The organism is Halobellus ruber, assembly GCF_014212355.1.
Taxonomy (GTDB): Archaea; Halobacteriota; Halobacteria; order Halobacteriales; family Haloferacaceae; genus Haloquadratum; species Haloquadratum rubrum.
Genome location: NZ_JACKXD010000001.1, coordinates 49,699 through 74,418 on the forward strand (window position 1 = coordinate 49,699; position 24,720 = coordinate 74,418).

The 24,720-nt window shown below is 68.4% G+C and carries 30 protein-coding genes and 1 tRNA gene; 15 read left to right on the forward strand and 16 right to left on the reverse strand.

What is annotated here, in order from left to right; translation table 11 throughout:
• The first annotated feature begins 101 nt into the window (after positions 1-101).
• Entirely contained in the window at positions 102-1,646 is a 1,545-nt protein-coding gene (locus tag H5V44_RS00210) for an acyl-CoA carboxylase subunit beta (RefSeq protein ID WP_185191992.1), read from the forward strand.
• A 4-nt stretch (positions 1,647-1,650) separates the two neighbouring features.
• Positions 1,651-1,923 carry an acc operon protein gene (locus tag H5V44_RS00215; protein WP_185191133.1) on the forward strand — a complete coding sequence of 91 codons (273 nt, stop codon included), beginning with the start codon at positions 1,651-1,653 and terminating at the stop codon, positions 1,921-1,923.
• A gap of 89 nt (positions 1,924-2,012) precedes the next feature.
• Here the strand turns inward: H5V44_RS00215 and H5V44_RS17340 are convergent, their stop codons facing one another.
• The 3 genes from H5V44_RS17340 to H5V44_RS00230 all read right to left on the reverse strand — a co-directional run bounded on the left by H5V44_RS17340 (position 2,013) and on the right by H5V44_RS00230 (position 3,859).
• Entirely contained in the window at positions 2,013-2,822 is an 810-nt protein-coding gene (locus tag H5V44_RS17340) for a phosphorylase family protein (RefSeq protein ID WP_185191134.1), read from the reverse strand.
• Between the two features lie 158 nt (positions 2,823-2,980).
• Complete coding sequence (locus H5V44_RS00225; protein ID WP_185191135.1) at positions 2,981-3,175, reverse strand: 30S ribosomal protein S17e; 195 nt, start codon at positions 3,173-3,175, stop codon at positions 2,981-2,983.
• A gap of 261 nt (positions 3,176-3,436) precedes the next feature.
• A complete protein-coding gene (locus H5V44_RS00230; protein ID WP_185191136.1) occupies positions 3,437-3,859 on the reverse strand; it encodes an Lrp/AsnC family transcriptional regulator in 423 nt (140 codons plus the stop codon).
• 97 nt (positions 3,860-3,956) lie between these two features.
• Between H5V44_RS00230 and carA the strand changes: the two genes are divergently transcribed.
• On the forward strand, positions 3,957-5,021 hold the full coding sequence (gene carA / locus H5V44_RS00235; RefSeq protein ID WP_185191137.1) for a glutamine-hydrolyzing carbamoyl-phosphate synthase small subunit: 1,065 nt from the start codon (positions 3,957-3,959) through the stop codon (positions 5,019-5,021).
• An 86-nt stretch (positions 5,022-5,107) separates the two neighbouring features.
• Positions 5,108-6,574 carry a hemolysin family protein gene (locus tag H5V44_RS00240; protein WP_185191138.1) on the forward strand — a complete coding sequence of 489 codons (1,467 nt, stop codon included), beginning with the start codon at positions 5,108-5,110 and terminating at the stop codon, positions 6,572-6,574.
• 18 nt (positions 6,575-6,592) lie between these two features.
• On the opposite strand, the gene H5V44_RS00245 is transcribed toward H5V44_RS00240, so the two are convergent.
• Complete coding sequence (locus H5V44_RS00245) at positions 6,593-7,789, reverse strand: inorganic phosphate transporter (RefSeq protein ID WP_185191139.1); 1,197 nt, start codon at positions 7,787-7,789, stop codon at positions 6,593-6,595.
• A 6-nt stretch (positions 7,790-7,795) separates the two neighbouring features.
• Positions 7,796-8,017, reverse strand: a complete 222-nt coding sequence (locus tag H5V44_RS00250) for a DUF7859 family protein (protein WP_185192039.1) — start codon at positions 8,015-8,017, stop codon at positions 7,796-7,798.
• A 215-nt stretch (positions 8,018-8,232) separates the two neighbouring features.
• On the opposite strand from H5V44_RS00250, the gene H5V44_RS00255 reads away from it, so the two are divergent.
• On the forward strand, positions 8,233-9,051 hold the full coding sequence (locus H5V44_RS00255; RefSeq protein WP_185191140.1) for a winged helix-turn-helix domain-containing protein: 819 nt from the start codon (positions 8,233-8,235) through the stop codon (positions 9,049-9,051).
• 307 nt (positions 9,052-9,358) lie between these two features.
• Here H5V44_RS00255 and H5V44_RS00260 read toward each other — a convergent pair whose 3' ends face one another.
• Complete coding sequence (locus tag H5V44_RS00260) at positions 9,359-9,874, reverse strand: metallophosphoesterase (protein ID WP_185191141.1); 516 nt, start codon at positions 9,872-9,874, stop codon at positions 9,359-9,361.
• A gap of 132 nt (positions 9,875-10,006) precedes the next feature.
• On the opposite strand from H5V44_RS00260, the gene H5V44_RS00265 reads away from it, so the two are divergent.
• Entirely contained in the window at positions 10,007-10,948 is a 942-nt protein-coding gene (locus H5V44_RS00265) for a cation diffusion facilitator family transporter (RefSeq protein ID WP_185191142.1), read from the forward strand.
• A gap of 34 nt (positions 10,949-10,982) precedes the next feature.
• Here H5V44_RS00265 and H5V44_RS00270 read toward each other — a convergent pair whose 3' ends face one another.
• Together H5V44_RS00270 and H5V44_RS00275 are read right to left on the reverse strand one after the other, a co-directional pair.
• The gene (locus H5V44_RS00270) at positions 10,983-12,005 is read right to left on the reverse strand and encodes a threonine aldolase family protein (protein ID WP_185191143.1); all 1,023 of its coding nucleotides are present in this window, start codon (positions 12,003-12,005) and stop codon (positions 10,983-10,985) included.
• Positions 12,006-12,066: 61 nt separating this feature from the next.
• Positions 12,067-12,276, reverse strand: coding sequence for a hypothetical protein (locus H5V44_RS00275; RefSeq protein ID WP_185191144.1), 210 nt, complete (start codon positions 12,274-12,276; stop codon positions 12,067-12,069).
• Positions 12,277-12,334: 58 nt separating this feature from the next.
• Between H5V44_RS00275 and H5V44_RS00280 the strand changes: the two genes are divergently transcribed.
• From H5V44_RS00280 to H5V44_RS00290, 3 genes are all read left to right on the forward strand, one after another.
• Complete coding sequence (locus tag H5V44_RS00280) at positions 12,335-12,649, forward strand: hypothetical protein (protein ID WP_185191145.1); 315 nt, start codon at positions 12,335-12,337, stop codon at positions 12,647-12,649.
• Between the two features lie 28 nt (positions 12,650-12,677).
• Positions 12,678-13,085: an SRPBCC family protein gene (locus H5V44_RS00285; RefSeq protein WP_185191146.1), complete on the forward strand. Its 408-nt coding sequence runs from the start codon at positions 12,678-12,680 to the stop codon at positions 13,083-13,085.
• A gap of 87 nt (positions 13,086-13,172) precedes the next feature.
• Entirely contained in the window at positions 13,173-13,379 is a 207-nt protein-coding gene (locus H5V44_RS00290; protein WP_185191147.1) for a hypothetical protein, read from the forward strand.
• Between the two features lie 319 nt (positions 13,380-13,698).
• Here the strand turns inward: H5V44_RS00290 and H5V44_RS00295 are convergent, their stop codons facing one another.
• Entirely contained in the window at positions 13,699-14,880 is a 1,182-nt protein-coding gene (locus H5V44_RS00295; RefSeq protein ID WP_185191148.1) for a CobW family GTP-binding protein, read from the reverse strand.
• A 107-nt stretch (positions 14,881-14,987) separates the two neighbouring features.
• On the opposite strand from H5V44_RS00295, the gene H5V44_RS00300 reads away from it, so the two are divergent.
• The 3 genes from H5V44_RS00300 (at position 14,988) to H5V44_RS00310 (ending at position 18,384) form a co-directional block, all read left to right on the forward strand.
• Positions 14,988-15,284 (forward strand): hypothetical protein, encoded by a 297-nt coding sequence (locus tag H5V44_RS00300; RefSeq protein ID WP_185191149.1) that lies wholly within the window; start codon positions 14,988-14,990, stop codon positions 15,282-15,284.
• Complete coding sequence (locus tag H5V44_RS00305; RefSeq protein WP_185191150.1) at positions 15,284-16,261, forward strand: ArsA family ATPase; 978 nt, start codon at positions 15,284-15,286, stop codon at positions 16,259-16,261. Before H5V44_RS00300 ends, H5V44_RS00305 begins: the two co-directional genes overlap by 1 nt.
• A 233-nt stretch (positions 16,262-16,494) precedes the next feature.
• A complete protein-coding gene (locus H5V44_RS00310; protein ID WP_185191151.1) occupies positions 16,495-18,384 on the forward strand; it encodes a carbon starvation CstA family protein in 1,890 nt (629 codons plus the stop codon).
• A 47-nt stretch (positions 18,385-18,431) separates the two neighbouring features.
• Here H5V44_RS00310 and H5V44_RS00315 read toward each other — a convergent pair whose 3' ends face one another.
• Together H5V44_RS00315 and H5V44_RS00320 are read right to left on the reverse strand one after the other, a co-directional pair.
• Positions 18,432-19,019 (reverse strand): hypothetical protein, encoded by a 588-nt coding sequence (locus H5V44_RS00315; protein ID WP_185191152.1) that lies wholly within the window; start codon positions 19,017-19,019, stop codon positions 18,432-18,434.
• Between the two features lie 17 nt (positions 19,020-19,036).
• A complete protein-coding gene (locus tag H5V44_RS00320) occupies positions 19,037-19,720 on the reverse strand; it encodes a hypothetical protein (protein ID WP_185191153.1) in 684 nt (227 codons plus the stop codon).
• 170 nt (positions 19,721-19,890) lie between these two features.
• Between H5V44_RS00320 and H5V44_RS00325 the strand changes: the two genes are divergently transcribed.
• Positions 19,891-20,103, forward strand: a complete 213-nt coding sequence (locus H5V44_RS00325; RefSeq protein WP_185191154.1) for a hypothetical protein — start codon at positions 19,891-19,893, stop codon at positions 20,101-20,103.
• Positions 20,104-20,174: 71 nt separating this feature from the next.
• Here H5V44_RS00325 and H5V44_RS00330 read toward each other — a convergent pair whose 3' ends face one another.
• The 4 genes from H5V44_RS00330 to H5V44_RS00345 all read right to left on the reverse strand — a co-directional run bounded on the left by H5V44_RS00330 (position 20,175) and on the right by H5V44_RS00345 (position 21,997).
• A complete protein-coding gene (locus tag H5V44_RS00330; protein WP_185191155.1) occupies positions 20,175-20,537 on the reverse strand; it encodes a hypothetical protein in 363 nt (120 codons plus the stop codon).
• Between the two features lie 84 nt (positions 20,538-20,621).
• Entirely contained in the window at positions 20,622-20,993 is a 372-nt protein-coding gene (locus tag H5V44_RS00335; RefSeq protein ID WP_221625511.1) for a VOC family protein, read from the reverse strand.
• A gap of 99 nt (positions 20,994-21,092) precedes the next feature.
• The gene (locus tag H5V44_RS00340; RefSeq protein ID WP_185191156.1) at positions 21,093-21,614 is read right to left on the reverse strand and encodes a VOC family protein; all 522 of its coding nucleotides are present in this window, start codon (positions 21,612-21,614) and stop codon (positions 21,093-21,095) included.
• Between the two features lie 310 nt (positions 21,615-21,924).
• Positions 21,925-21,997: transfer RNA gene (locus tag H5V44_RS00345), tRNA-His, on the reverse strand.
• Positions 21,998-22,188: 191 nt separating this feature from the next.
• Between H5V44_RS00345 and H5V44_RS00350 the strand changes: the two genes are divergently transcribed.
• Positions 22,189-22,644 carry a DUF5814 domain-containing protein gene (locus H5V44_RS00350; protein WP_185191157.1) on the forward strand — a complete coding sequence of 152 codons (456 nt, stop codon included), beginning with the start codon at positions 22,189-22,191 and terminating at the stop codon, positions 22,642-22,644.
• A gap of 20 nt (positions 22,645-22,664) precedes the next feature.
• Here the strand turns inward: H5V44_RS00350 and H5V44_RS00355 are convergent, their stop codons facing one another.
• Positions 22,665-23,465, reverse strand: coding sequence for an aldo/keto reductase (locus tag H5V44_RS00355; RefSeq protein WP_185191158.1), 801 nt, complete (start codon positions 23,463-23,465; stop codon positions 22,665-22,667).
• Between the two features lie 119 nt (positions 23,466-23,584).
• Here H5V44_RS00355 and H5V44_RS00360 point away from each other — a divergent pair, with 119 nt between their 5' ends.
• Positions 23,585-24,694, forward strand: a complete 1,110-nt coding sequence (locus H5V44_RS00360) for a saccharopine dehydrogenase family protein (protein WP_185191159.1) — start codon at positions 23,585-23,587, stop codon at positions 24,692-24,694.
• The last annotated feature ends 26 nt before the right edge of the window (positions 24,695-24,720 follow it).

The following is a 24,720-nucleotide window of genomic DNA, read 5'->3' on the forward strand; positions in this document are numbered from 1 at the left end:
AGTATCGACGTTCGACGAACCCGGGGTTGTCGGATTGCGGAAACCCTTTTGCCCCCCGTCGGCACGTCCACGACAATGATCGGAGGTGGTCCGACGTGACGATGGAGGACCGGATCGAGGAACTGCGGGAAAAGCGCGAGCGAGCGCTCAAAGGCGGCGGGCAGGACCGCATCGACGCCCAACACGACAAGGGGAAGATGACCGCCCGCGAGCGCATCGACTACTTCCTCGACGACGGGACGTTCTACGAGTTCGATCAGCTCCGGACCCACCGCAACCACAACTTCGGGATGGAGGAGAAACAGCTCCCGGGCGACGGCGTCATCACCGGTTACGGCGAGGTCGACGGCCGGAAGACGTTCGTGTTCGCCCACGACTTCACCGTCTTCGGCGGCTCCCTCGGCGAGGTCTTCGCCGAGAAGATCGCGAAAGTGATGGACACTGCGGTGGAGGTCGGCGCGCCGATCGTCGGGCTCAACGACTCCGCGGGCGCCCGGATCCAGGAGGGCGTCCAGTCGCTCGGCGGGTTCGGCGAGATCTTCCGGCGCAACACCGAGGCGTCGGGCGTGGTCCCCCAGATCTCGGCGATCATGGGGCCGTGTGCGGGCGGTGCGGTCTACTCGCCCGCGCTCACCGATTTCACGTTTATGGTGAAAGACTCCAGCCACATGTTCATCACCGGGCCCGACGTCATCGAGACCGTCACCGGCGAGGAGGTCACCTTCGAGGAACTCGGCGGCGCGGTCACCCACGCTTCGACCTCCGGCGTCGCGCAGTTCGCCTGCGACTCCGAGGAGGCGGCCTTAGACGACATCCGGCGGCTGCTGTCGTACCTCCCGCCGAACAACGTCGAGGACCCCCCGCGCGTCGAGCCGTGGGACGACCCCGAGCGCGCCGACGAGTCGCTGAACACGGTCGTCCCCGAACAGCCGCGGAAGCCGTACGATATGCGGGACGTCTTCGAGGGCGTCCTCGACGAGGGGTCGTTCTTCGAGGTTCACGAGGAGTTCGCCAAGAACGTGCTCGTGGGGTTCGCCCGGCTCGACGGCCACTCGGTCGGCGTCGTCGCCAACCAGCCCCGCGTCAACGCCGGCACCCTCGACATCGAGGCCTCCGAGAAGGCCTCGCGGTTCGTCCGCGTCTGCGACGCGTTCAACGTCCCGATCGTCACCTTCGTCGACGTGCCCGGCTTCCTCCCCGGCACCGACCAGGAACACGGCGGGATCATCCGCCACGGAGCGAAGCTGTTGTACGCCTACTCCGAGGCCACGGTGCCGCTTCTGACGGTGATCACGCGGAAGGCGTACGGCGGCGCCTACGACGTGATGGCCTCGAAGCACCTCGGCGCCGACGTCAACTACGCGTGGCCGACCGCCGAGATTGCAGTGATGGGGCCGAAGGGCGCGGTCAACATCCTCTACAGCGACGAACTCGCGGCCGCAGACGACCCCGAAGCTCGCCGGGAGGAGCTCATCGAGGAGTACCGCGAGGAGTTCGCGAACCCCTACACCGCCGCCGACCGGGGGTTCGTCGACGCCGTGATCGAACCGCCGGAGACCCGCTCGCGGCTCGTCTCCGACCTGGAGATGCTCCGGTCGAAGCGGGAGTCCCTCCCGGAGAAGAAACACGGGAACCTCCCGATCTGACGCGATGTCGGACCTCACCGACCGGCTGTCGCTGCCCGACGACGCCGACGACGAGGAGGCCGCAGCGATCGCGGCGGCGGTCGCGGCACACCTCCGGGACACCGAACGGGCCGCAGCGGCCGCAGCGGCCGCCCGGGAGTCGGAGCCGACGTGGGACGGCGAGAGGTGGACCTTCGCGAGCCGCGTCGACGCCACGACCGGTCGGCGGCTCCGGCGGGTGCCCGACGGCGCCCCACCCGAGAAGTGGACGGCTGCGGGGCGCATAGAGCGGTTCTGATCCCTCCGGGTTCGTCGCGATCCACCCGGTGACGGGTTCCACCGCCGCAACCCACACTTCGAGTAGCCCTTGTCCGGAGGGAGGACCGTTCAATCAGCGGATCGCCAGGCGGTAGCAGCCGCGCCGATCACCTCCAACGCGTCCCGGCTTCCGTCCGCTTTCCCTTTCTCGAAGTCGTCCGCGGTCTGTCCCATCTGGTTGGTCACGTGCGCGAAGCACACGACCGGCTGCTCCCGAACCGCTGCGAACGTATACAGCGCCGCCGCTTCCATCTCGACTGCGAGGACCTCTTCCGATCGTGCACGCTCGATCGCGGTCTCAGTTTCCCGAAACGGGGCGTCCGTCGTCCACGTCGATCCCGTATAAACGGGACGGGAGACGGGTTCGCAGGCTTCCTCGACTGAAGCGCCGAGTTCGTCGTCGAGCGTCGCATAGCGACCCGTAGGCCGATAGTGATGACTCGTTCCCTCGTCGCGGAGCGCACGTTCGATGAGGACGAAGTACGGCGGGTCGTCCTTCGGCACGATCTGCCCGGCAGAGGTCACACTGATGAGGAACCGACAACCGGCAGCGAACAGCTGTTCCGCAAGTAGCACAGCAAACGATGCCCCCACAGCGTCCCCGACGATTCCGAACTCCTCGCTACCCCGCTCGAACCGATAGATATCCGTGTGATACCCCGGCCAGGCTTCGTCCTTCCGTGCCTCCCCGGTGGCCCGTAGCTGGCGGACGATGTCCCCGTCCGGATCGAGAATACAGATCTCCGGAACCGAACGGTCCGGGAGGTCCTTCTGCCGACGGGCGTTGTCCAGCAGCGCTTCCGGTGTGAACACGGACGGTTCGTCGAACTCTTTCACGCCGAAAAGCGGAGACGAGTTCCGGTCGGACGGGTCGGTCACGTCATTTATGTTGACGCAACCCTGGCAAGGATGTTGTGGTCGTCGGGACGGGACCCGGTTCTCGGGCTCGTGGCCGTATGGGGAAAAGGCATTGCTCACAAACTCGGCCGCCGATACTGCTCCCGTTCACGGGGGCGTCGTCGACACCGAGACCCCGACTACGCAGAAGACTCGCCGCCGCTGTTCTTCCGGGTGATGTAGCCCGCGATCCGGTTGCGGACCCCCTTCGACTCCACGTTCGTCAACGTCGCGACGCTCTCCTTGTTGGTCTCGAAGTCGGTGTTGAACGCCTCCGGATACTTCTCGAGGAGCAGCTTCCCGAGCTGCTTGACGTATTTGGGTTTGATCGCCATACCCGAACATCCGTCAGCGCGCACAAAAACGATTCGTTCCCGCGGCGAGGGCTACGTTCGGATGCGCGATGCTGATTGCTAATTTATCCTGGGCGGGAATGGAAGGGGCCGCGTTCTCGACGAAGACGGGCGACGCAAGGACCGCAGGCGCGAACGTATGAGCGCCGAGGACCGCAGCGAGCCCATCGAGTCGAGAGCGCGGGGGCTTCCGAGGTAGTCTCTCAGGTAATACCGAGCGATGAGCTTCTCACAACACACTAGTTACGCCGACCGTCCCAGCCGCTCGTCGAGGATCAGCCGCGTCTTCGTGTTCTCGACCTCCTCCAGTTCCCGCGCGCGGGTGATGAGTTCGTTCACGGCCCCGGTGTCGGCGGCGTCGACCACCAGCACCACGTCCTCCTCGCCGGAGACCTGCCACACGAAATCCACCTGATCCCACTCGGCCATCCGCTCGGAGATCTCCGTCGTGTGGACGTTGACCTTCACCGACACCTCGATCATCGCCTTGATGTTGCCCGTCCGCGTGGAGACGGTGAACCGCTCGATCACCCCCTCCTCGGTCAGCCGCTCGACGCGGTTTCTGACCGTCCCCTCGGAGGTCCCCACCTGTTCGGCGATCTCGGTGTAGGGGGTTCGGGCGTCGCGCCGCAGGATGTCGAGGATCTGGCGGTCGAGGTCGTCCATACCCTCACCACGGGACCCGGGGGCTTACGGATTACGAAATTCGCAACTCAGCTACGAAAGCAACACTTATGCACCCGGAAAACGTTCGCTTCTCGTAATGTCGGACGCCTATCTGGCCCTGGAGGACGGCCGCGTGATCGAAGCTCGCGGGCGCGCTCCGGGACGGACCCGCGGTGAGTTAGTGTTCACGACCGCGTACACCGGCTACGAGGAGAGTCTGACCGATCCCTCCTACGAGGAGCAGGTCCTGACGTTCTCGTACCCGCTGATCGGCAACTACGGCGTCCGAACCGAGCGCTTCGAGTCCGACCGCGTCCACCCGCGTGCGGGCATCGCCCACGAGTTCACCGACGACGTCGCCGAGTGGCTCCGAGGGGAGGGCGTCCCCGCGATCGACCACATCGACACCCGGGAACTCGTCACCTCGATCCGCGAGGAGGGCGCGATGAAGTGTGGCATCGCCGTCGGCGACGACGCCACCCCCGAGGCCGCGAAGGCCGAACTGAGCGAGTGCAAGGGGATGAGCGAACACGTCGACATCGGCAAGCGCGTCACCACCGTCGAGCACACCACCTACGGCGACGGCGCGGTCGACGTCGCGCTGATCGACTGCGGCGCGAAGATGTCGATCGTCGAGTCGCTTGTCGACCGCGACGCCACGGTCCACGTGCTGCCGTACGACACCACGCCCGGCGACATCGCCGACCTCGATCCCGATCTACTCTTCATCTCGAACGGCCCCGGCGACCCGGCGAACTTCGAGGCCGCCGAAACGCTGGTCGAGGAGTACGTCGGCGACCTCCCGATCGCGGGGATCTGCCTGGGCCAACAGGTCGTCGCCCGCGCGCTGGGGGGCACGACCGAGAAGATGATGTTCGGCCACCGCGGCGTCAACCAGCCGGTCCGTGACCTCGATTCCGGGCAGGTCGTGATGACCACCCAGAACCACGGGTACACCGTGGGCGAACCCGGCGACGAACTCGACGTGAAACAGGTCAACGTCAACGACGGCACCGCCGAGGGGCTCGCAAACGAGGACCTCGACGTGATCACCCGACAGTACCACCCCGAGGCCCACCCCGGCCCCCACGACTCGCTGGGCTTTTTCGACGACGTCCTCGCGATGACGGCCGCGGATCGGAACGTCGTCGCCGACGACTGACCCCCCGCCGTCCCCCGGTTCGTCCCGATACCGGGACGGCGGAGGGCAACGCTTAATTCCGGGGCCGGACAAACGGAGTTAGTTGTATGGGCTTATCTCCGCCACTCACGCCTCTCACCGTCCGGTCTCCCGCGGCGATCGCTGCCGCCGATGCCCCGCCAGTCCTGCGGCCGGGATCGGCCGCCGAACTCCTCCAGATCGTCCCGATCACCGACGCCACGGTCACGATCGCCGGCGCGGTCGTCATCCTCATCCTGATCGGCCTCTCGGCGTTCTTCTCCTCCTCGGAGATCGCGATGTTCTCGCTTGCGAAACACCGGGTCGACTCGATGGTCGAGGACGGCATCCCGGGGTCGAAGGTGGTCAGCCAACTCAAGGCGAACCCCCACCGGCTCCTGATCACCATCCTGGTCGGGAACAACATCGTCAACATCGCGATGTCGTCGATCGCGACCGCGATCGTCGGGATCTACTTCGACCCGGGGACGGCGGTGCTGGCCTCGACGTTCGGGATCACGACGCTGGTGCTGCTGTTCGGCGAGAGCGCGCCGAAGTCCTACGCCGTCGAGAACACCGAGTCGTGGGCGCTCCGGATCGCCCGCCCGCTGAAGTACTCCGAGTACGTGCTGCTCCCCCTGGTCGTCGTCTTCGACCGGCTGACCCGCGCGATCAACAGGGTCACCGGCGGCCGGTCGGCGATCGAGACCTCCTACATCACCCGCGACGAGATCCAAGACCTCATCCAGACCGGCGAGCGGGAGGGCGTGATCGAGGAGGAGGAACGCGAGATGCTCGATCGGATCTTCCGGTTCAACCAGACCATCGCCAAGGAGGTGATGACGCCGCGGCTGGATATGACCGCCGTCCCGAAGGACGCCACCATCGACGAGGCCATCGAGACCTGCGTCCAGTCGGACCACGAGCGGGTCCCGGTGTACGACGGCAACCTCGACAACATCATCGGGATCGTCACGATCCGCGACCTCGTCCGCGAGCGGAACTACGGCGAGGGCGACCTGGTGTTGACTGACCTCGTGCAGCCGACCCTGCACGTTCCCGAGTCGAAGAACGTCGACGAACTCCTGACCGAGATCCAGGACAACCGGCTGCGGATGGTCATCGTCATCGACGAGTTCGGCACCACCGAGGGGCTCGTCACGCTCGAGGATATGGTCGAGGAGATCGTCGGCGACATCCTCGAGGACGACGAGGAGGAGTCCTTCGAGCACCTCAACGACCGCGAGACGCTCGTCCGCGGCGAGGTCAATATCGACGAGGTCAACGAGGTCCTCGGACTCGACCTCCCGGAGGGCGAGGAGTTCGAGACGCTCGCGGGGTTCATCTTCAACCGCGCGGGCCGGCTGGTCGAGGAGGGCGAGCGGATCGCCTACGAGGGAGTCACCATCCGGATCGAACAGGTCGACAACACCCGGATCCAGAAGGCCCGGATCACGATCCCGGAGGAGCCCGACAGGAAGGAAAGCGACGCCGACACGGCGGAAGCCCCCGAGACTGCCCCCGCCCCCGAGTCAGCGTCGGACCCGGCGGAGTGAGCGCCGCGCGCCGAACGACTACACCGCGGCGTCGACACCGAGGAACGCCACGTACGAGGCCCCGAAGGCGAGCGCCAGCGATCCGGCCCACGCCAGAACGGTCTTGGCCATCTTCTCCCGGCTGACCCCCGCGCCGCCCGCGGCGTAGCCGCTGCCGATGATCGCGCTCACGATGATCTCGTTGAACGACACCGGGATGCCGAGCGCGACGGCGGTCTGTGCGATCGCAAACGAGGGGATCATCGCGGCGATCGACCGCCGCGGTCCCAGCGAGGAGTAGTCCTGTGAGATCGCCTTGATCATCCGCGGCGCGCCGGTCCACGACCCGACTAACAGTCCCAGTCCCCCGCCGACCAGAAGCGCGGGCAGCGGGACCGCCACCGCATCGAGCAGGGGGACCAGCGGGCCGATCGCCAGCCCCACCTGGCTGCCACCGGCGGAGAACGCGACCAGCCCGCCGAGGACGAGCAGGAACCGCCGCTGGCCGCGTGCGGGGTCGAGCAGGATCTCCCGCCGGACGGCGGCGTAGGCGGCGATCGCGAACAGCAGCGACATCGCGACCACGCCGAGATCGATCCCGACGACGGGCACCGGGACCGGCGGGGTGGTCGCGGCGGCCACCTCCGCCACCGACCGGCCGGACTCGCCGCCCAGAACCGCAAACCGGATGTTCGCGACGAGCAGGCCGACGACGCCGGCGAGGGCCGGCACCGCCACGCGCTCGGGCACCGACTCGTTCCGGAGGAGTCGCGCGGTGACAAAGGCGATCCCGCCGCCGACGAACGGCGTGAGGATCCACAGCGACGCGATCTGCTGGTACTTCGCGATCGCGGGGCCGCCGCCGTTGGCGAGGCCGACGCCGATCACCGCGCCGGTGACCGTGAACGCGGTCGCGATGGGGTAGCCCGCGAACACCCCGACCGCAACGAGGGCCGCGGCCACGATGAGCGCGACCGTCGAGGCGGTGGCGGTGAGCACCGACCCGACCACCAGTTCGGTCCCGACGGCCTCGGTGACGTTGGCCCCCTGGAGAACCGCGCCGGACAGTCCGAGGACGCCGACGACGAACCCCGCTCGCATCACCGAGATGGCGTTTGCGCCAACTGCCGGCGCGAACGGCGTCGACCCCGAGGAGCCGGCGCCGATCGACCACGCCATGAACAGGCTTGCCAGGGCGGCAACGACGAGCGTAACCAGGGTGGCGGCCGCGACCATCCCGGGCTACTTCCCCCGGTAGCCCTCGTCGAACCCCTCGCGGAGTCCGCTGAGGGTTCGCCTGACGAAGAGGAACGCAAAGAAGACGAAAGCGAGCAGGAAGACGACCAGCACGACCAACGCCGGGTTCGAGGCCACGAAGTCGGCGACGACGTCTACCTGGGCGGGGGCGCCGTCGGTGCGGACGGCCCGGACGCGTCCGAGGTCCCCCGGCTGACGGGCGAGCATAGCCCCCGCTTTCCCCGGCGCCTGTAAATGCGTTTCGCCCTCCGAGGAAACAGGTGCACATCCGGACAGTACCGTTACATACGGCGACGTGGGAACCTGCGAAACCTTTCGGCTGCCCGACGGTGGGCCCCCCATCCGCCGCCGCTCGACAAAGCGCAACCGCGGCGTACGTGGCGGAAGACTCATGTGAACCGCGTGAAAACAGTCGCGGCAGTATGGCCGACCTCCTGCCCTCCCGGCCCGATATCTCCGACGACGACAAGGACCCACGCGTCGTCGGCCTCGACAGCGACGAGGTAGACGACCTGCTCGCGGCGATCTCCTCGGAGACCGCACGGGACGTGCTCGCGACGCTGCACGACGAACCCGGGGCGCCCTCCGACGTCGCCGACCGAATCGACACCTCGATCCAGAACGCCCAGTACCACCTCGATCGGCTCGAAACCGCGGGCCTGATCGAGGCGGCCGGTACCGCCTACTCCGAGAAGGGACGCGAGATGACCGTGTACGCGCCCTCGGATGGGGCGCTGGTCGTCGTCGCTGGCCCCGACGAGGAAGCGACCGGGCTCCAGTCGGCGCTCACACAGCTGCTCGGCGGGATCGGCGCGGTCGCGCTCGGCAGCGTCGTCGTCGACCGCCTCGCGCGGACCGGGGCCGCGCCCGCGGCGACCGCGGAGCAGGCCGACGCGGACGGGGGAGGCGCCGGCGGCATCGCGGCGAACGACAGCGCGACTGCGGCGCCGACATCCGAACCGACGCCGACGCAGACGGCTGGGGACGACGGCGGCGTGCGGATCGCGGAGGCGACCGGGACGCCGGCCCCGACGGAGGAGCCCGCCGCGACGCCGCAACCGGAGCCGACCTCGACCGAGACCGCCGCCGACCTGGCGGGGACGGCGGTGGAGACGACCGCCGCGAGTGGCGGCGGCTCGGAGCCGCTCGCGGGCGTGATCTCCGGTCTCCCCCCCGGCGCCCTCTTCTTCCTGGGCGGGGTGCTCGCGCTACTGTTCGTCACCGCGCTCCGGGTGCGGTAGCCGACCCCGCGGGCGCTTCGGACGGTAGCTGAAATCCCGGTTTGAGTCTACGCCGGCTATTTTATTCAGGCGCGCCTACGCTTTGGCGCAGGGTCGTTGCCGCTTCGGCTCTCCACCATCCGTCCGCCTCCCCGGCTCCTGTACGGACCCACGCGGCGGTCGCGGCGCCTCACCCCCGCCCCACCCCCCGCGACCGCCTACCCGGAGTTCCGGCGGCAACGACCCGAAGCTCCCTCTCCTTTCCGCCGTTCGTGAGCCGCGCTACACGCCCCCGCTGGCTCCCCCGGCCCGTCCCGAATGGCGGCCCTCACGCGGTCCGTTCGATCGTGAACTCCTCGAAGACGTCGCCGTCGACCGTGACCAGCCGTCCCGCGAGGGCGTCCCCGCGGGCCTCGAACTCCGCGTGTGCGGCGCGGTTCCCCCGCGGCTGTGCGTGGCTCCCGGGGTTGACGAGGGGCACTGCCCCGCTGGGGTCGTACGTCGGGCGGTGGCTGTGGCCGAACAGCACCACGTCGGCGTCGCGTTCCCGGCCGAAAAGCGACAGCGCGGTCGGGCCGCCCCGGCGGGTGTGGGTCACCGCGACGGTGAACCCCTCGAAGGTGAGGGTTCGGGCCTCCGGGAGCCGCCGCCGGATCCCGGCGTCGTCGTTGTTGCCGGCGACGCCGAGCAGCCGGTCGGCCTCGCGCTCGAAGTCGTCGAGGACGGACTCGCGCATAAAGTCGCCCGCGTGGACGGCGACTTCGGCGTCCCGGACCGCCTCGAGGGTCCGCCCCGACAGTCGGTGGCCGTCGGTGCTGTGGGTGTCGGAGACGACGGTGAGCATAGCCGACGGTACGACGGCCGGGAACAAGAAGCACCCGACGCGTCGACGGCCGTCGGACCGCGGCGCGCGGACCCGACGCCCGGCTCTCCGGCGGTGCCAACCCATATACTCCCGTCGGGCGACTGTGCCAGTATGGCCGGAAGCAAAGGGGTCGTCCTCGCGGCGCTTTTCGCGAACGGCGCCATCGCGATCCTGAAGTTCGGCGGGTTCCTCCTCACCGGCAGCCCTTCGATGCTGTCGGAGACGTACCACTCGGTCTCCGACACCGGAAACCAGGTGTTCCTCCTCGTCGGGATCCGGTACAGCGAGAAGCAGTCGAGCCGCCGACACCCGTTCGGGTACGGGAAGGCGCAGTTCTTTTACTCCTTCCTGGTGGCCGTCCTGCTGTTCGGGATCGCCGGATGGGAGTCGGTCAAACACGGCTACGACGCGATCGTCCACGGCGGCCACGGGACCGCCGGTACGGTCTCCGTCGCTGGCGCGACGTTCCCGTCGTGGTACGTCAACGTCGCCGTGCTCTTCGGCGCGATCGCGTTCGAGAGCTACGCCCTGAGGAAGGCGAACGCCGAGATCCGCAGCCAGATCGACCAGTTCGGGTGGAGCGGCCTCGGGGAGGCTTTCCGGAAGACCAGCGACGTAACGAGCCTGACGGCATTCACCGAGGACACCATCGCGCTCCTGGGTGCGGGGCTGGCGCTCGTGGGAATCCTCCTCTCGAAGGCGACCGGCAACGAGGTGTACGACGCCGTGGCCGCACTCCTCATCGGACTGCTGCTTATGGGCTTCGCGCTCGCGCTCGCGTGGGAAAATAAGCGATTACTGCTGGGTGAGAGCCTACCGAAGGACGTTGAGGCTGATCTCCGGGACGTGATTCGGGCGAGTTCGGGCGTCGTCCACGTCGATACCTTCCGGACGGTGTTCGTCGGGCCGCAGGAGGCGCTGGTGACGGCCGACGTGAGCCTCGACCCCGAGTTCACGACCGAGGAGTTGGACGACGCGATCACCGCGGCCGAGACTCGCCTCAAGGAGGCTGACGAACGGGTCCAGTACGTCGTTATCGAGCCCGAGACGTAGCTGCCCGAGCGTCCGAACTGCTGTCCTCTCTTTCCTACAGCGACGCCACGACGCCGGCGACCCGGTCGATCGCCGTTTCGACGTCGTCGCGGTCGACGTCGAGGTGCGTACAGAACCGGGTGAGATGGGGGCCGTGGACCCCGCCGCGGACGCCCGCGGCCTCGCAGGCCTCGACGAACGTCTCGGCGTCGGCGAGGTCGTCGGTGTACACCCGGACGATGTTGGTGTCGGGCTCCGGCACCCGGAGGCCGTCGATCGCGCCCAGCCCGGCCGCGAGGCGGGCGGCGTTGTCGTGGTCGGTCGCGAGCCGCTCGACGTTCTCGAAGGCGAGCAGTCCCGGCGCCGCGACCAGCCCCGCCTGTCGCATCCCGCCGCCGAACAGCTTCCGGATCCGGCGTGCGGCCGCGATGAACTTTGCATCCCCCGCGAGCATCGACCCGACGGGCGCGCCCAACCCCTTCGAGAGGCAGAACAGCACCGAATCGACGTCCCGGACCATCCGCGCGGGGTCGACGTCGAGGGCGACACACGCGTTGAACAGCCGCGCGCCGTCGAGGTGGACCGGCAGGTCGTGATCGTGTGCGGCCTCGGCGGCCGCCGAGATCGGTTCGGGCGGGACGGCGACGCCGCCCCGGGCGTTGTGGGTGTTTTCGAGCGTCACCAGCCCGGTGCCGGGTCGGTGCAGCGACTCCTTGACGTACGCGCCGTGGATCTGCTCGGGGGTCGGCACGGCGTCGTCGGCGTCGACGGTCCGTGGCTGGACCCCCGAAAGTTGGGCCAGCCCGGCGAGCTCCCACTGGTAGATGTGGGCTTCGCGGTCGAGGACGACTTCCTGCCCGCGGTCGGTGTGGACCCGCGCCGCGATCTGGTTGCCCATCGTTCCGGTCGGGACGTAGAGGGCGTCCTCGGTCCCGACGCGGTCGGCAGCGGCGGCTTCGAGGTCGTTCACTGTCGGGTCCTCGCCGTAGACGTCGTCGCCGACCGCCGCCTCGGCGGCGGCCGTGCGCATCCGCTCGGAGGGCTGCGTCACCGTGTCGCTCCGGAGGTCGATCGCCATACCCCCGCTTTCGCGGCCGCGAAGAAATACCTGCGGTCCGCCGGGAGGAATCCTGATCGGGCTACTGGAGCGTGATGACGTACGTCAGCGCAAACAGGAGTATCGCGCCCGTCGCGACGTTGATGAGCGTCAGGTCGGCGGCGCCGAGGACGTCCAACCCCCACACGATGGTGACCGCGAACCCGGTTGAGAGCACGATGTTCATCGCGATGAGCACCCGCGGATCCCCCTGGGACCCGCTTGCGCCCGCCTCGAAGCCGTCGTCGCTCATACCTCCCGAAGGGGGAGTGACCCCCTTAGCTCTTTGCGACGCGGCCGCAACGTGGGGTATGGAGGTCCGGAACCGCGACGGGGAGCCGGTCGATGCGGTGCCGTTTCTGGTCTCGACCGGAATTTTCGGGATGTTGACGATTTCGGTCGGCCCGCTGTACGGGCTCGCCTACGGGGTTCCGGTCGCCCGGGGGCTCGCGGTCTCCGCGGGGGCGACCGCGGCCATCGCCGCCGTGGCGTTCCACCGCCTCGTGTGGGTCGCGCCGCCCGCGTGGGTGACGATCCCCCCGGAGGTACGGTTCCAGCGGCTGGTCTATCTCGGGGTCGCGTTCGGACTCGCCCTGCTCGCGTTGACGGCTCCGCTGGCGGTGTGATTTTGTAGCCCCGCCACGGAGGAGGGGTATGCGCGAGGTCGAGGCCTCCGAGTTCGTGCTGGCGCGTCCCCCGGCCGTCCACCGCGCCCTCTCGCCGGCGGCGATCGTCGCCGCCGAGGGGACCTTCGACGTCGCGGGGAGCCGCGAGGACGGGGACGGCACCGCGATCGTCGCCTCCGCGCCCGGGGTGACGGTCCTCCTGCGTTTCGAGGAGCGCGAGACCGGGCTGGCGTACACCGCGGAGGGCGAGGTCGGCCCGTTCGACCACCTCGAAACGGCAGTCGAGGTCGACCCCGAGCGGAACGGCTCGCGGATCACGATGCGGTCGACCGTCTCGCTCAACCTCCCGCTGCCCTTTGCCGACCGGATCGCGGCGTGGAAGCGTCGCGGGGAGCTCCGCCGGGCGGTCGCGGAACTCGCCGACTCGGTCGCGTGAAACACCGTCCGAGCGCGACGCTCCGGTTGTGCGACCGCGACACATACGCACGATACGGTTACAACACGATCTTCCCTAAACGATCGTATGAGTCTAATGGACACGGTCAAGGACGCCTTGGCGGGCGGCCCGTCGGCCAAATCCACGCCGGACGACGGATCGAAGGGCGCGTACTGGTGTGACGACTGCGACAACCGGATCCGCGACGTCGACCTCGACGGCGACCCGGTGTGTCCGGACTGCGGCGAGGAGATGCGGTTCGAGCGGGCGACCGGTCGCGACTGCGCCTGTTGAATCGGATGCGGGGAGCTGTTTGGTCGAGAGTGGTACTACTGTGAATATTCCGGGGCAGACCTCGGAAGCCCCCGCGCTCTCGATTCGGGGGCCTCGCTGCGGTCCTCGTCGTTCGCTTCGCTCACTCTTGCGGTCCTTGCCGGCCGCCGTCATCGAGAGCGCGGCCCCTTCCAGTCCCGATGGACGCTCCGCGTTCATCAACGTCCCGCTCGCTCCGCTCGCGGGACTCCCACCCAACGGTGGACTTCGATCAGCCACCGTGTATCTGAAACCCGTCTAAGCGTGCGGCGACCGGCTCTCGAATCGGCAATATCAGTAACTACGGCTCCCTGAGAACCGCTTCCGATCCCTGCTCGGCCGGGAACGGGCCCGAGAGGTCGCCGACGCGGTCCCACTCGTCGTCGGTGACGAGGGCGTCGTCGAGCGACGCACGGAGCGACGCCTCGTCGTAATCGGTGCCGATGAAAACCAACTCGGTCCGTCGGTCGCCGTGGGTGTCGTCCCACTCGAGGTCCGGGCGGTTCGACCGGTAGAGGTCCTGCTCGACCTCCGGGAGGCTCGCGATCCAGGGGCCCACGGCCTCGATGTGGACCGACGGGCCGGCCTGCCCGAGCACGACCCGGAGCTCCGAGCCCGCGACCCAGAGGGTGCCCTTCGAGCGGACCACTCCCGTCGGGAGCGCCCGGAGGATCTCGGCGACCCGCTCGGGGTGGAACGGCCGGCGTCGGCGGTAGGTGAAGGAGGTGACGCCGTAGACCTCGTCGGGGTGGTGGTGGTCGTCGTGGCCGTGGCCGGCGCCCGAAAGCGCCCGCTTCCACCCGGGGAGGTCCTTGATGTGATCGGGGTCGAACAGCCCCCGGTCGAACAGCCGGTCGTGCGGGACCGCCGAGAACTCCGTCCGGATGGTCTCGGCGTCGGGCTGCAGCGCCGCGATCAACTCCTCGGCCTCGTCGAGTTCGGCGTCCGTACAGAGGTCCGCCTTGTTCAGGAGCACGACGTTCGCGAGTTCGGCCTGCTCGACCAGCAGATCCGAGAGGGGTCGGTCGCCGTCCTCGCCGCGCCGTTCGGGCTCGCCGCCGGAGAAGGCGTCCAGGAACTGCCGGGTATCGAGGACGGTCACGAGCGAATCGACGCGGTACAGCGCCGCCGCCCGCGACTCGGTGGTGAACAGTCGCGCGACCGGCCCGGGTTCGGAGATGCCCGACGACTCCACGACTAAGGCGTCGAACTCGCGGTTCTGCGCGAGCCTGACCACCGCCGTCTCCAGGTCGTCCTGGAGTTCACAGCAGATGCAGCCGTTCGAGAGTTCGGTCACGCCGCCCGCGACGTCCAACTCGGAGTCGGAGGCGACGAGGTCGGCGTCGACGTTGACTGTGCCCATATCGTTGACGAGGACGGCGATGTCGCGGTCGTCGGCGTCGGCCAGGATGTGGTTGAGAAGCGTCGTCTTGCCGGCGCCTAAGCTGCCGGAGATGATCGTCACCGGAATCGTGTCGCTCATACCCCTACGATTGGGGTCCCGGAACTTGAACCCTCGATACCGGCCGTTTCGGCTCGCACCCATCCGCGACAGGTTTTTCCTCGTGTCCCTCGCAGGCACGCACCACGATGGATCTCTCCGACCGCATCGAGCGCTTCCGCCGGATCGTCCGGGAGTGGGCCAGGGGCCTCTACCACGGGCTGGTGACCCACCCGGCGTACGAGAAAATCGAGAAGGAAGCCGAGGACGTCGAGGACGCGTTCATCCTGGCGTGTTTCCCCGACGCCTTCGGCATCCCTTCGCCGGTCTCCTACTACACCGCCGAACTGCTCCCGTTCCTCGAAGACGAGTTCGAGGCGTGGGAGCGGCGCCTGTGGGACCGCGGGACGTACCTCGAACGCAAGGGCCAGCAGTACCACTTCTGATGGAACCGTTCGTCTTCTTCGGCGGCAAAGGCGGGGTCGGCAAGACCACCGTTTCCTGCGCCTACGGCGTGAAGTCGGCCCGGTCGGGGCTCGATACGCTGGTCGTCTCGACGGACCCGGCCCACTCGGTGTCGGACGTGTTCGAGCAGTCCTTCGGCGACGATCCGCAGCCGGTCGACGGCGTCGACGGGCTCTCGGCGATGGAGATCGACCCCGACACGGAGGTTCAACGGCACCTGAACGGCATCCGACAGAGCCTCTCGGATCAGGTGTCGGCGGCGATGGTCAACGAGATCACCCAGCAACTGGAGATGGCCCACCAGACCCCCGGGGCCTACGAGTCGGCGCTGTTCGACCGGTTCGTGGACGTGATGCGGGAGTCGGACCCCTACGACCGCGTCGTGTTCGACACCTCGCCGACGGGCAGCACGCTCCGGCTCCTCGGACTCCCGGAGTTCCTCGAAGGGTGGATCGACCGGCTGATGCACAAACGCGAGAAGAGCATCGACCTCTTCGAGAAGGCCGCGATCGGCAACAACGAACCCCGGCGGGTGATGGACGGCGATCCCGTGCTCAATCGGCTCCGGGAGCGCAAGGAGTTCTTCGAGTTCGCCGGCGGGGCGTTGCGGTCGGACGCGGCGTTCTTCTTCGTGCTCAACCCCGATCAGCTGTCGGTCAACGAGACCCGCCGGGCGATCGGGGAGATGGCCGACAACGACCTCGCGGTCCGGGGGCTGGTCGCGAACAAGCTCACCCCCGAACCCGACGACGACGAGGACGGCCGCGGGGCGCGATACCTCCGCGATCGAGTGAACACCGAGACAGAGCGGCTCGCGGAGGTCCGGGAGACCCTCGACCCGCCGTTGGTCGCCGAGATCGAGAGCCGAACGGCGGAAGTCAAGGGGTCGCTGCTCGACGATGTCGCCGACGAACTCGACGTCGAGACCGCGGCCGAGGCGCCGACGTTCGTCGGGTAACGTCCGGCGGGACGGCCCGGTCCCGGCCGTCGCTCGGTGTGCGTGGCCGCCGCACGAGCGAGCCGTCCGGTCGGCCCGCGGCTGTCTCTCGACCGCGCTTCCGGTTGCCCGTTTTGATTGCACAACCGAACCGGCCGCTAACGCCCGTGTTGAAACGCTACGGGGCTAATTACTCGCACCAAACGCAACAAATAAGTTGGTGATGAATAATGTAAGTCTGTGGGATCGTACTAATGGTACAAGTCATCTGGCTCGTAGCGGCGGTACTGGCAACGTTCACAATCGGTTATGTGGGGTACTCGAGGTACCTGGCGCAGTTCCTCGAACTCGACGAGGAGGCCGAAACGCCGGCCCACAAATACGAGGACGGACAGGAGTACGTCCCGTCGAAAAAGCCCGTCCTGCTCGGGCACCACTACTCCTCGATCGCGGGCGGCGCCCCGATCGTCGGCCCGATCACGGCCGGCGCGGTGTGGGGGTGGGTGCCGGCGCTGCTGTGGATCGCGGTCGGCAACCCGCTTATGGGAAGCGTCCACGACTTCGTGTCGCTTTCGGGGTCGCTCCGCCACGAGGGGAAGTCGATCGGGTACATCATCGGCGAGTACGTCGGGGAGGGCGGCAAGAACATGCTGCTGTGGTTCGCGTTCCTCACGATCATCCTCGTGGTGGCGGTGTTCGCCCTCGTGGTCGCGATCGTGTTCGACGCGTTCCCGCAGGTGTCGACCGCGAGCTTCGTTTACATCGTCCTGGCGCTCGCGTTCGGGGTGTACCTCTACCAGTTCAACGGCCCGTTCATCCCGGGAACGATCGTGTTCGTCGCGGGCGTCTTCGCGGGCGTCTGGGTCGGGATCCAGAACCCGATCGCGATCTTCCCGGCGGTCGGCGACGCCAGCTACCCGGCGGGCACGGTCGTGCTCGCGAACGTGCTCGGCCTCGGCAGCGGATCGTGGGTGCCCGGCTCCTCGGCGGTCGCGATGAACCCCAACCGGGCGGCGTGGGTTCCGATCGTGATGATCTACGCCGGCATCGCAAGCGCCCTTCCGGTCTGGGTGCTGCTGCAGCCGCGTGACTACCTCTCGTCGTTCCTCCTGTACACGGGGGTCGGCGGGACGCTCCTTGCGGTCATCGTGGGCACCCTGCTCGGCACCGCGACCCAGCCGCTCGTCATCGACAGCTCCCTCGGCGCGTTCAACGGCTTCTGGGGCGTCGAGGCCGCGGGACTGGCGCCGCTGTTCCCGCTGCTTTTCATCACCATCGCCTGCGGGACGATCAGCGGGTTCCACTCGCTTGTCTCCTCGGGGACGACGGCAAAGCAGTTGGACAAGGAGACCGACGCCCGCCTCATCGGCTACGGCGGGATGCTCGGCGAGGGGCTTCTGGCCTCCGTCGCGCTGATCACGCTCGCGGTCGCCGGCTTCGCCGACCCCGCGGGCGGGATCGGCGCCGCCCTGCCGAACTTCGCGACCGGCGGCGGGATCATCCTCACCAGCCTCGGCCTGCCGCAGTCGTTCGGCGCGCCGTTCATGGCGCTGGTGCTCGTGAGCTTCCTGCTCACGTCGACTGACACGGCCGTCCGACTCGGCCGGTACATGATGGAGGAGATCGTCGGCATCGAGGCCGGCAAGACCGCAAGCGGGTTCGAGGAGGTCGGCAACGGCCTGCGTTCGACGCTCGGCAGTCTGGGTCGCGGCCGCTACACCAATCCGCTGGTGCAGGCCATCCCGGCGTACCTGATGGTCATCTCCGGCGAGTGGCTCACGCTGTGGGCGCTGTTCGGCGGCGCTAACCAGCTGCTTGCGGCGCTGGCGCTTTTGACCGCGACGGTCTGGATCGCCAACTGGGACGACAGCAAGCAGCTGTACTCCACCGGCGTCCCGATGGCGATCATGACCACCATCACGGTGATCGGACTGGCGTGGCTCGCGTTCTACACGAACCTGTATCAGAACATCATCCAGGGCGGCGCCAGCGACGGCGCGGCGCTGGCGTCGTCGGTCGTCCAGATGATCCTGGCGATCGTCCTCATCAGCCTCGCGTTGGCGCTGGTGAAGAAGGGCTACGACAACATCAGCACCGTCCGGGACACCGGCGGTCCGGCCCCGGCGGAGCCCAGCGACGACTGAGCACCCGAGCGGCTTTTCGGGTGTTTTCGCGCCCGCCAGCGGCGGCGCTACGTTTCGCGCGTGACCGCGTCGAAGGGGCCGTTACTGCCGGTCGCTACCGCAGTCACCGAATCCTCGCCGGCGCGGACCCGCGCCCACGCCGTCGACACGTCGCCGTCTGCGGTCGTCGCTGCCGCGGTCGAAAGCGTCGCGTCGGTTCCGAGCAGCGTCACCGATCCCGATTCGGTGGGAGAGCCGACGCTCTCGACGCTCAGACCGGTTGCCACCTCCACCACGCGGGCGTTTCCGAGCGCCCCAACGGGATCGCGGATCACCTCGGGGTTCTCGAAGATTTCCACCGCCGGCGCGGTCACCAGCCCGAACCGACGCCCCTCGTCGGCCTCGTAGACGCGCCGAAACACGGTCGCGACGACGGCCTGGGTGCTACTGAGCTCGACGTCGCCCGTAAGATCGACCCTGACCGTCGTCTCGATCGTCGTCTCCTCGGCGGCGACCTCGCTGTACCCCGCCCCCTCCGGGAGCGTCGCCGGGGTCGACGCGCTCGCCTCGATCGGTTCGTCCTCCTCGGGGAGGAGGCTGCAGCCTGCCAGGGCGACGGTGCTTGTGGCGAGAATCCCGCGGCGTGTCAGTCCCACGGCCGCCCGCTCGCCCGTCAGCGCCAAAAGCGTTTGGCGAACCGCGAGAGAAAGCCCTCGTCGGGTTCGGTGACGTCCTCCCACAGCCGGAACGCCTCCATCACGTCCGCGGCCTCGCCGGCGACCATCTCCCGCGCGTCGGGGACGACGACCCCGAGGTTGACCTCGTAGTGGCCGTAGTAGCCGTACTTCAGGAGCGTCCGTTCGCGCTGCCCGTCGACGAACTCGCGGACGTCCTCGGGGAGTTCGTCGGCGACGAGGACGAACGTGAAGTCCGTCCGGTAGTGTTCCTCGTTGCCGGTGACCCGCTCGTCGGCGAGGTCGTGGCCCAGTTCCACCAGGCGTTCGAGTTCGCGGACGGTGGGGCGCTCGACCCGCCGGGCGAAGAGGTACTCCTCCGATTCGTGGTCGGCGTAGGAGAGCGCAGGGTGGAAGAACTGCTTCTGGTTCAACACGCGCATCTCGCCGTAGAGGTCCCAGGTCGTCCCCCGGAGCCGGTGGGCCCGCTCTAAGTTGTAGTTGTACATCAGCCGGTCGCTCACCCGGTCGAGGTACGGGTCGTCGGTCCAGTCGGGGACGGTCTCGACGATCTCGTCGGGGAGCTCCGACTTCGGGACCGCGTCGACGCCGGCGGGATCCTCCCAGTCGGCGTCGTCGTACCCCGGGGTCTCCCCCGGGTTCGACTCGGTCCGCTCGCTCATCGCGGCTCGGTGGCGTCGACCGGTGTCACCGTCGATCCCGTGCCTCGGCGTCGCATACGCGGAGGAAACACCAGCGGCCGCATAAGCGCGTCGGTGACGGGTCCCGCGGCCGCAGCGTGCGCACGCCCCCGATAGATTTTAGCCGCGGGCCGTAATTAGAACGAACAATAATGGCGAAAGATACCGAGGCCTGCGGCCGGTGTTCGATGACGGTCGTGGTCGACGCCGTCGACGACGAGAACGCGACGCGGGAGGATCCGTTCGGGGACGACCGGATCGAGGTCGAGGAGCGCCAACTCGAACGCGCCTCGCCGGAGGCGTGGTTCGGACGGGTCTCCGCCCGCGTGAACCGGATCGTCAGCCGCTTCGCCTGGGGCCGGTAGGCCCGTCCTCCGGGCGAGAGAAGCGCACAGCCGCTGCTGCCCGCGCTGTGGGCGCCGGTCGCAGGGTCGCGTCACTCCCCGCCGGCCAGCCCGGCGACGGCGACGTACGCCGCGAACGTCGCGATCAGCGTCCCCGCCAGCTGGACGCCGCCCGTCGCCAGGAACCCGACGTCGTACAGCAGCGGCGCGAACATAAACCACACCCCGAAGATCAGCGTGAGCGTCGCCGCGGGGAGGCTGACCCGGCCGCGGCCGGAGAGTAGCTGGAGGTTCCGGGCCGCGAACACGATCCCGAGGACGCCGCTGGTCACGATGCTCCCGGTGAACGCGGTCGAGGCACCCGTCGCCGGCGGCGTCGCCGCCGCGAGGACGCAGCCGAGGAGCGCGATCACCGCCGCTGCGGACAGGAACCGTGAGGGTTCCGACTCGGTCATACGTGTCCGCGTTGGACCGGTCGGACTTATACTGTCGGCTATAGTCCCGTGACGGATTTCGACACCTCGGGGTGTCGAAAATCTTCACGTACTTATAGCCAACAGTATCAGCCGGACAGATAGACCGGCGCCTCGCCGGCCTCGGGCCACTCGACGTCGGTCGATCAGGCTCCACACGATCGAGCCGCCGAAGGCGTCGGCGTCGGGGGCGTTCACCTCGACGCGGTTGCCGCCGGGGTCGCGGACGTACAGCTGTACGGCCCCGGACGGGGGCACGTACACCGGCGGCTCGGCGTCGCTCCCGACGAGGCGGCGCTGGCGATCGCCGCAGGCCAACCACCTGATGTACTCCCCGAGCGCCGGCGTCGGGATCCGCTCTCTCCCGAACACCGACTCGTAGAACGCGACCGACTCCTCTAAGTCGCTGGCGACGTGGGTGTAGCGGGTTTCGAACACAATACCTGAAGGCCGGTTGCGGGCGACAGGACGGGTCACCCGGGGTGAGGCCTCTTGAGGGCCCGCGTGGCCTCGCCGCCGCTCCTCCCGGCTACCACTTCAGCCCCAGTGTTCGCCCCCGGCGGCGCGCCGCGGACGATGCTCGGCGGACTCCCGGCTCGACTCGTCGATCTGGTGTCGGTAGTACGTCCGCTCGTAGTGGCCGATGTTCTCGGTGCGTTCGGTTTCGAGTTTCTCCCCGAACCACAGGACGTAGCCGTTGGGGTCGGTCACTGCGAACTGCCGCCACCCGAACTCCGTCTCGTGTGGCTGTTTGACGACGTTCACGTCGCTCTCTTCGAGCGCTGCGTGTCGCCGCTCGGCGTCGTCGACGTCGATGTAGAGCGGCACCGTGCCGCCGGTCGACTCCCCTTCCAACACCGGGAGTTTCTCTTCGAGGGAGTCACGCTCCTGCAACATCAACTGGATCCCGTCGATCGACACCTGTGCCCAGAAGTACCCGGAGGCGGCTTCCGCCGGTAGCGTCGCGACGACCTCGGCGTCGAGTACCGACTCGTACCACGCGACTGTCTCTTCGATGTCCTCGACCATCAGGTCGGGCGTGATCGAATTCACGGTCATCTGCGATCACGATCGAACACAACGGATACATAATAATAAATCATTATGATGACGGGGTGGGTGCTGGCGAGTCCGTCGTTGTCTTCAGTACGCCCGGGTGCGAGAATCGAATCCGATTGCGAGACTCGCCGACGCTCGTCTCGCGCGGTTCAATCCCGAGTGCGGACTTCCCGCTCGTCACTTCGTTCCTCGCGGAGAGGGTCCGGGTGCGAGAATCGAACCTCGTTCGCAGCCTCTCGGGTTCGGCTACTCCCTGCTTCGATTCCCGCCTTCCGGCTTTTCCACTCCTCCCTCCGGTCGTCGTGAAAAGGTCCGGGTGCGAGAATCGAACCCGCGTCTCAGCCTCCACAAGGCTGAAGGATGGTCCACTACCCTAACCCGGACACGCACCAGTCAGTACCCCCGTCCGAGGCAAATACGTTACGACTCCGGGGTGGAGTGCGCCGGGGTCACACAGATGCAAGGCGGAAGCCCACGACTTCAGTCGTGGGAGGAAGCCGACGAGAGTCGAATCAATCCACACGCCGACCGCATCGGGACGCTTTTGCCCGCGACCCACTAATCACGCTCAACCGTGGCCATCACGGACAAGATCTACCTGAAGAACCACCGGCAGATCGTCTCCCAGCTGGACACCTCCATTCCCAAGGGGGCGTTCAAAGGGGCGACGATGGACGTGCTCTACTCCGGGGAGGGGCTGGCGAAACTCGACGACGCCACCCGCGACCGCCTCCTGGATTTCGCGGAGGACTTCCTCGACCCCGAGAACCCCGACGACCTCTACACCGGCTACCCCGAACGGCAGTTCGTCCGCTATCTCCTGGAGCTCCGCGCGCAGGGACTCGGCCCCGACGCCATTGTCGACGTGATGAGCGACGAGTATATGCTGTACGCCTACCCCGGCGACGTGCTCTCCTTCCTCGACAACGCCGTCCGGACGCTGGAGGCCGCCGAGACGCTCGCGGAGGTCGACGGCAACGAGCGGATGGAGGAGACGCTCCGGCGGGCCCGACGGGCGCTGTCCGGGTAGCCCGTCCCGCCCGGCGGGTCCTACGCCCGATTCCAGGGCGCGGCGTCGAAGTCGACGATGCGGTGTCGCCGCTCGATCGCGTCGATCGTGGCGACGTCCTCGTCGTCGAGTTCGAGATCCGGGGCGGCGAGGTTCTCCCGAATGTGCGCTTGCGACGCCGACTTCGGGATCGGGGTGACGCGCTCCTTCGCATCGAGCCACGCCAGCGACACCTGGGCCGGCGTCGCGTCGTGCTTGTCGGCGACCTCGACGATCCGGTCGATTTCGCCCACCCTGTTACGGGCGATCGGACAGTACGCGACCAGCTCGTGGCCGCCCTCGACCGCGAGGTCGTGGAGTTCGGGCTGGGGCAAAAGCGGGTGCATCTCGACTTGGTGGGCCGTAACGGGCGTCTCCAGCCGGTCGGTCGCGTCCCGGAGCTGATCGGGCCGGAAGTTGCTCAGACCGATCCGGTCGACGGTGCCCGCCGCGACGGCGTCGTCGAGCGCGGGCAGCGTCGCCTCGGGGTCGTATGCGTCCAGCGGCCAGTGGACGTACAGGAGGTCCAGGGAGTCGACGCCGAGCCGGTCGGCGCTCTCGCGGGCGGTCGAACGCACGTCGTCGTACCCCAGATTGTCGGGTTCGAGCTTGGTCGCGACGAACACCCCCGCGGCGTCGCGGTCGGCGGCGGCCAACCCGTCGGCGACGAACGCTTCGTTCCCGTAGCTCTGGGCTGTGTCGACGTGGTCGTACCCGAGATCGACCGCGGTGGCGACGGCGTCGGCGCACGTCCCCGGGTCGGTCATATCGTACGTCCCGAGTCCGATGGGTGGAAACTCCATACGGGAGCCTCACACCCTACGGGGTCGACAGTTTCGGTGTCGGTGCGCCACCCGACCCCCGTCGGCGTCCGTGCCCCCGCGCCGACGTGACTTTGTCAGTCCCGATCCAACCGCCAGGTATGCCCGACCCCGACGCTCCGCGGCTCCTCGTGTACGGCGCGTACGGCTACACCGGCCGACTCGTCGTCGAGTCGGCGATCGACCGCGGCTACGACCCGATCGTGGCCGGCCGCGACGCCCGGAAGACCCGCGGGGTCGCGACCGCAAACGACCTCCGGGGGCGGTCGTTCCCGGTTGCCGACGCCGACGACCACCTCGGCGACGTCGACGCCGTGCTCAACTGCGCCGGGCCGTTCGCCGAGACCGCCGACGCGATGGTCGGCGCCTGCATCGACACCGGGACCCACTATCTGGACATCACCGGCGAACTCCCGGTGTTCGAGCGGATCCGCCGTCGCGGTCCCGACGCCGCCGGGGCGGGGGTGACGCTCCTCCCGGGCGTCGGCTTCGACGTGGTCCCGACAGACTGTTTAGCTACACACCTCCACGATCGACTCCCCGGAGCGACCCACCTCTCGCTCGCGCTCGACGCCGACGGCGGCGTCTCCCCCGGCACGTTGAAGACGGTCCTCTCGGACGCCGGCTCGGGCGGTGCGGTCCGCCGCGACGGCGTCCTCCGGGCGGAACCGGTCGGCGCGCGGACCCGCGTGGTCGACTTCGGCGAGGGGCTCCGGCGTGCCGTCTCGATCCCGTGGGGCGATGTCTCGACGGCCTACCACACCACCGGGATCCCGAACGTCGACGTCTACCTCGCGCTGCCCCGCGCCGGACGGACTGCGGTGGCGCTGGCGCCGTATCTCGACAGCGTCCTCGACGTCGACGCCGTCCAGCGCGGCCTGTCGTGGCTGATCGACCGGTACGTCGACGGGCCCGACCCGGCGACGCGGGCCGCCGGCGGGGCGCGCGTCTGGGGGGAGGTCCGAACCGCCGACGACCGGCTGGTCTCGCGGCTTCGGACGCCGGAGACCTACCGCTTCACCGCCGACGCGGCGACCCTGATCGCGGGGAAGGTGCTCGACGGCGACGCGCCCGAGGGCTATCAGACCCCGGCGTCGGCGTTCGGCCCGGATCTCGTGCTCGAAATCCCGGGCGTCGAGCGGGTCGACCTGGTCGCCGACGAGGTCGTCGCCCGCGAATCCTCGCCGGTCGAGGGCGTCGCGAGCGACTGAAAGAGGGCCCACGACGCCGACGGCGA